Source organism: Gordonia sp. NPDC058843 (genome assembly GCF_042743165.1).
In the GTDB taxonomy this organism is placed as follows: Bacteria; Actinomycetota; Actinomycetes; order Mycobacteriales; family Mycobacteriaceae; genus Gordonia.
The window spans coordinates 24931-31460 of the sequence record NZ_JBHYNC010000057.1; the positions used below are offsets into that span (position 1 = coordinate 24931).

Below are 6530 nucleotides of genomic sequence, written 5' to 3' on the forward strand. Positions count from 1 at the left end.
GGGGGATTGTTTGATTAGGCTGCCCTAAGATTCCCTATGATCATCGGTGCTCGAGTGCATCACGACCGGAGGAACGAAGGACATGTCGCTGACAACCGAATCGCACGCTGCGCAGTTCGTCGATCTGCTCGCGCCTGCCTCGCCGCTGAGTGAGTCCGACGCCGCGCGGATCACGGCCGCATGGGCCGGTTCCGGTGAGTTCGGTGATCACGTCGTCTATGAGCGTGACCGGCGCTGGACCTTCGCGGCCGGGGTTCGTGCCCGTGTGGTCGTCACGCGGAGCGAGGTGATCGTCGACGATCAGGGCGACCGGACGACGACGCCCTGGCACGGCGACCCCGCCGACGCCCTCGCCGCCGCCACCGCGTCGCTGTCGATCCCGGACTGGCGCGTCTACGGCTGGGTCGGTTTCGACTTCTGCGCGCCGTACCACGGCATCCTCGACCGTGTTCCCGACGACACGGTCCTGGCGCACCTCATCGTCCCCGAGTTCGAGGCGACCGTCGATGCCGACGGGGTCGACACCGGGTCCGTCGATGCCGATCGGGCTCGCCGTCTCCTCGAGATCGCTTCGCAAGCAACGTTTTCGGGCGATTCGCGACCGGTGGATGTCCAGTCGGACCCCGATGACTACCGTGGCCGGGTGGCCACCGCCGTCGCCGAGATCGAAGCCGGCCGGTACCAGAAGGTGATCCTCTCGCGCGCCGTCGACATCCCGTTCGACGTGGACATCCCCGCGACCTACGCGCGCGGCCGCGCCGACAACAATCCCGCGCGCAGCTACCTGCTGTCGCTGGGTGACCTACAGGCCGCGGGATTCAGTCCCGAACTCGTCGTCGCGGTCCATGAGGACCGGACGGTGGTCACTGAGCCTCTCGCTGGCACAAGGGCTTTCGGCATCTCCGCCGAGCAGGACGCGGCGGCCCGCGCCGACCTGCTGTCGGATGCCAAGGAGGTCGCCGAGCATGCCATGTCGGTGCGCGCATGCTTCGACGAGATCTCCTCGATCGCCGCTGCGGACACCACGGCCGTGAGCGAGTTCATGGAGGTCCGTGAGCGGGGCAGCGTCCAGCATCTGGCCTCGACCGTGCGTGGGACTCTTGCTGACCACGAAACACCCTGGCGTGCACTCGAAGTGGTATTCCCGTCGATCACCGCATCGGGCATCCCCAAGACGCCCGCCGTGGAGGCGATCGATCGCCTGGAGCCCCGGCGCCGCGGCTTGTACTCGGGCGCGATCCTCACTGCGTCGTCGTCGGGCGAGCTCGAGGCGACCCTCGCTCTGCGCACCATCTTCTCCTCCGGCGAAGGGGCGTGGCTGCGCGCCGGGGCCGGGATCGTCGCGCAGTCCACGCCGGAGCGGGAGTTCACCGAGACCTGCGAGAAGCTCGGCAGCGTCGCCCCGTACGTGGTCCCGCGCTGATCACCCGATACTTTCGACCGAACATCACCATCTCAGGAGTCACCACATGTCCGACAACATCACCGAAGCCCTGCGCGGCATCCTCGAAGACGATCTCGACCTCGCGCTCGGCGACGTCAGCCGCGACTCCAAGCTGATCGACGACCTGGGGCTGGACTCGGTCGCGTTCGCCATCGGCGTGGTGGCGATCGAGGAGCGTCTCGGCGTGAAGCTGTCGGAGCGGGAGCTCTTCGAGTCCAAGACCGTCGGCGACCTGGAGGACCTCATCCGGTCGAAGGCCGGCACCCCGGCCTGAGGACCGGAGAACCGACATGAGTGTGGACACCCCGGTGCAGACGTACGCCGAGCTGCTCGATGCAGCGTTCGACGACCAGGTCACCGCCTGGACGGCGCAGGCCGAACGCGATCACCGATTCCCGCGGCCCCTTCTCGAACATCTCGGCTCCGAAGGCGTGTTCGCCCGTAAGTGGGAGGACCGCAAGCTCACCGACCTCCACGACCATTTCGCCCTCGGCGCACACCTCGGAGCGCTCGGTTCCGCAGCGATCGGGGTGGGGGTCAGCCTGCACGACTCGGCGATCGCCATCCTTCGCCGCTTCGGTCGCAACGACTACCTCAAGGACCTGGCCCAGCGTGCCCTGACCGCGGAGGCCGTGCTCTGTATCGGAGCGTCCGAAGAGCAGGGTGGCTCGGATCTGCAGAACTCCGAGACCCGCATCTTTCCGGAGAACGGCGGCCATCGCGTGGTCGGGCACAAGAAGTTCGTGTCGCTCTCGCCGATCGCGGATCACGTGTTCGTCGTTTGCCGAGGTGTCGACGACGGGCCCGATGTCGGTGGCAACGTGGCCCTGGCCGCTGTGCCGATCGAGTCGGTGACGGTGGGTGAGCCCTACCAGAAGCTCGGCGCCGGGCCCCTCGACACCGCACCGATCTCCATCGACGCTTGGATTCCCGAGGAGGCGCTGATCGCCCGACCGGGGACCGGCCTGGCGATCATCAGCTGGGGGCTGGCACACGAGCGATACTCCGTGGCCGCGCAGATCGCCGCGGCCTGCGAGGTGATGATCGGCGTGACGCTCGCACGGATGATGGAGCGCACCCAGTTCGGCAAGAAGCTCTACGACCACCAGGCCCTGCGACTCCGTCTGGCCGACCTGCAGGCCAGGGTCGACGTCCTGCGATATTCGCTCGCCGGTGTCGCCGCAGAGGGCAAGATCAACCTCCGTACGGCCGCGGCACTGAAGGCGACGGCCGCCAATCTCGGTGAGGAGGTCGCGTCGGAGTGCCTGCACATCTTCGGCGGGATCGGTTACCTCGAGACCGGGATCCCGATCAGCCGCTGGTGGCGGGACATGAAACTGGCCCGCGTCGGCGGCGGCACCGACGAGGTGCTGTGGGAGCTGGTCGCCGCGGCGATGAAACCCGACACCGAGCGATACCAGGCCATGTTCGCCGACCCGGACCTTCGCGACCCTGGCTCGCCGGCGTCCTGAGAAGCACCCGAACCCTCCCTCCCATCCAGGCGGTCCCCACATGAACAGCCCAGTCAGCCAGGCACCGATCGACGCACGCGTGACCGAACTCGCGCCTCCCGATCACACCTACCTGCACATGGACAAGAACAGTGCACCGATGCACTGGTCGATGATCCTGCAACTAGAGAGCAACGGCGGATTTCTCGGACTCGACGAGGTGCGTGCACGTGTCCGAGAGCGGGCCGGACTGTTCGAGATCTTCCGGTTGGGTATCCGCAACGGTCGCTGGCGCAAACCCGAAGTGGTGCTCGCCGACGACACCTGGGATGCCGGTGAGCACGTGACCGAGTTCGGTTTCACCGACAGCGCGCACCTGCACCGCCGGGTGTCCAAGCTGCTCGAGTCGCCGCTGCCGCGGCCGCGCCCGTTCTGGGACATCACGCTGTTCACCCCGTCGGCCGGCGCCGAGGAAATCGGACAGTGGGTGCTCCTGCGGGTGCACCACAGCGTCTCCGACGGCATCGCGGGTGCGGCCTTCGCGGCGCTCCTCGCCGATGGTGAGCCCGAGGATCTGGCGGAATTCGAGCGATTCGCCACCAGCCCTCGCTTCCGGATCAGTGGCATCGACCCCGACCAGTTGACAGAGGCCAAGGCCGCCTACGGCGACCAGCACGCGGCCGGCGGTGGCAAGAAACGGGCGTGGCCGGCGCTGACCAAGTCGGGCGAGCGGGAGTACGCCCTGTTCACCGCCTCGACCCGAACGCTGCGCAAGGCGGCCAAAGGCAACGATGCGACGGTCCACGAGTTCCTGCTCGCCGCCATCGGCCGGGCGCTCAGCCTCAATCCGCCTGCGGGCGTCGATTGGGCGCGCTCCCGGGGCCCGGAGACGCAGGACGACGTCATCCGGGTGACGCTGCCCGTGACCCTCGACGAACAGTTCCGGCACACCGGCAACGCGGTGTCCGTGGCGCTGCTCAACCTGCTCGGCAACGAACCCGACCTGGAGCGCCAGATCGCCCGTGCCCGAGGCGAACTCGAGACGATCGCGAAGCGGAAGCCGGAGTTGTACCTGGCCGCCGCCGACGATCTGCCCCGCGCGCCGCTGTGGGGCCTGCAGCGCGCGATCGTGAACGCGTCGATGTCGCACATGCATCCCGACATCCACATCGGCATCAACCCCGGATTTTCCCGGATCCGATCGGTGCTGGGTCGCTCGATCGTGACGCTGACGCCGCTGTCGCCGCTCGCGGGTTACTCGCTGTCGGTGACGGCGTTGATCCTCGGACACACGACCACGTTCGGCGTCGTCACCGATGCGCAGGCGCTACCCGGCTACGCCGAACGGTTCGTGGCCGCGCTCGACGAAGTACTTCGGGAGGCCCTCCCGTCGACCTGACGGGGGTGCAAGCTTAGGCTTGCCTTGTCATCCGATGTCCTGGGGCTGCAATATACAGGTGGCCGTCGGCTCGGCGGGGGCGAAGACATACACAAAGAAAGATCAACATGAGCAACGACGTCAACTACCAGGACCCGTCCGGGGTCGACTACCAGTCCGGGGTCGACTACCGCGAACCGGACGCGGGTTCGTCGCGCCGGTCGGGCGGGGTCAGCATCCCGACCGTGCTGGCATCGGCAGGCGTCGCGGCCATCATCTCCGCGATCGTCGTGACGATCGGCGTGGTGGGCATCGTGGTGAGCGAGCGCAACGATTCCGCGACCGCCGCGCAGCCGACCGTCGTCAATCTCGGCGCTGCGCAGACCGCGCTGCCCCAGCAGGGTATCGCTGGTCAGCAGCCCGCGGCGGTTCCCGGACAACCCGCGCCCGCCGGTGCGCCGGCCGCCGGAGCGCCCGCGGCGGCCCCGACCGAGAACGTGCCCGAGGGCGCCGGCCCGATCGGCGCTCCCGGACAAGGCGCCGCACCCGCTCCCGCCCCGGCACCTGCGCCGGGAGCCACGACCACGACGCCGCAGCAGGCCGTGGCCGCCGGACCCACCGCGCTCACCCCGGGACAGCTCAACACCAAGGTCCGGATCGTCATGAACGCCAACGGCAGCCGTGCCGCACGTGCCGCCGAACTCGAGGGCGGCGAGCGTGCGCTGCGCCAGATCGACCTGGTCTCCCGCGCGATCACGACCTACGGCAACGTCGGTCTCAGCTATCAGATGGTCGGGCCGGTCCAGGTCAGCGGAACGACGCTGACCGCGCCGCTGCAGATCAGCGTGGTCGGCCGCGGTAGCCAGAACCGCTCGATGACCTTCGTGTGGAGTGGCAACAAGTGGAAGCTGTCCAATCGAAGCGTCTGCACCATCGCGGGATTCGTCCTGCTGCCCTGCTCGCTCTGATCGGGCAGGCGAACGCACTGTCCGGCCTGCCGGACGAACACCGACAACCCATTGGGGGATCTTCACGTGACTTCACGACTTCGCCTGGGCGCACTCGTCGCGAGTGCACTCCTGTTCGCGGGCCTGCTGGCCGGTTGCTCGAGCTCGGATGACGAATCCGCCGGAGGCACCGTCCAACTCAACTTGCCGGACGGTCGGTCGGTCACGATTCCCGACACCCCGCAGCGAATCGTGACGCTGGGCGATCAGTGGACCGACGTCGTCCTCTCGTTCGGCGAGACACCGGTCGGGTACTACGACTACTCGAAGTCGGCGACCGGTGAGATGCAGCCCTGGTATGGCGAGAAGCTGGCCGACGCGACGTTCGTCGATCCCACCAAGGGCGACGACGCGACGACGATCGCCAAGCTCGACCCGGATCTGATCTTCGCGCCCGGCTTCGCGTCGGACAGTCCGGAGTTCCAGCAGATCTCGAAGCTGGCGCCGACGGTGAACGCCATCAGTGACCAGGAGATCGACCCCTGGCAGGACATGGTCACGGTGATGGGCACGGTGCTGCACGACCCGGACAAGGCGAAGTCGATCATCGACGACACCAACGCGAAGATCGCGGCGGTGTCCGAGGAGTACCCGGGGCTGAAGGGCAAGACCTACGCCTTTGCCTTCATGTACGGCAACGATCAGCTGTCGGTCCTCGGTGACGAGAACGACGGCGCCGGGAAGCTGTTCACCTCGCTCGGCATGAAGATGGCCCCCAAGCTGGTCGCCGAGTACCAGCGAACCGGACAGCCGCGTTTCGGACTGAGCACCGAGAACATCCCGATGCTCGATGCCGACGTGCTCATCGTGGCCACCGCCACCCCCGAGCAGGCCGAGACCCTGCGTTCGCTACCCGGATACAAGAACCTGAAGGCGGTCAAGGACAACGCCGTCACGTTCATGACCCAGTCGCAGATCACCGGTCTGAACGCGCCGACACCGAACTCGATCCCGTACGTCCTCGACCTGCTCAAGCCGTCCTTCGCCGCGGCCTCCAGCTGATCGTCGTCGCCAGTCGAACTCGCCCTCCGCGGAATGCGGAGGGCGAGTTCGTTTTCGGCCCACCCCTGGTCCCTGAGGTGCGAGCGATTCGGGCCCATCCTTGCTCCCTGAGGTGCGAGCGAAGCGAGCCTCGAAGGGCCGCGCAACCTACCTCGCCGGACCCTTCGTGGGGGGGGGGGGTCCGGGGGCCACCGCCGACGAGGCCCTAGCGCGGTCGGCGGGCCGCACGCAACCCCCCGCGCCCCCGC

General features: G+C 67.8%; 6 protein-coding genes. All 6 read left to right on the forward strand.

The features are described 5' to 3' along the window. The first annotated feature begins 82 nt into the window (after positions 1-82). Positions 83-1423, forward strand: coding sequence for a salicylate synthase (locus ACFW3F_RS23460; RefSeq protein ID WP_388061758.1), 1341 nt, complete (start codon positions 83-85; stop codon positions 1421-1423). A 46-nt stretch (positions 1424-1469) separates the two neighbouring features. Next, positions 1470-1718 carry an acyl carrier protein gene (locus ACFW3F_RS23465; RefSeq protein ID WP_388061759.1) on the forward strand — a complete coding sequence of 83 codons (249 nt, stop codon included), beginning with the start codon at positions 1470-1472 and terminating at the stop codon, positions 1716-1718. Positions 1719-1734: 16 nt separating this feature from the next. After that, on the forward strand, positions 1735-2916 hold the full coding sequence (locus ACFW3F_RS23470; protein ID WP_388061761.1) for an acyl-CoA dehydrogenase family protein: 1182 nt from the start codon (positions 1735-1737) through the stop codon (positions 2914-2916). A 40-nt stretch (positions 2917-2956) separates the two neighbouring features. Then, entirely contained in the window at positions 2957-4294 is a 1338-nt protein-coding gene (locus tag ACFW3F_RS23475; protein ID WP_388061763.1) for a wax ester/triacylglycerol synthase domain-containing protein, read from the forward strand. A 107-nt stretch (positions 4295-4401) separates the two neighbouring features. Beyond that, positions 4402-5241 (forward strand): hypothetical protein, encoded by an 840-nt coding sequence (locus tag ACFW3F_RS23480; RefSeq protein ID WP_388061765.1) that lies wholly within the window; start codon positions 4402-4404, stop codon positions 5239-5241. Positions 5242-5307: 66 nt separating this feature from the next. Next, positions 5308-6282, forward strand: a complete 975-nt coding sequence (locus ACFW3F_RS23485; RefSeq protein ID WP_388061767.1) for an ABC transporter substrate-binding protein — start codon at positions 5308-5310, stop codon at positions 6280-6282. The last annotated feature ends 248 nt before the right edge of the window (positions 6283-6530 follow it).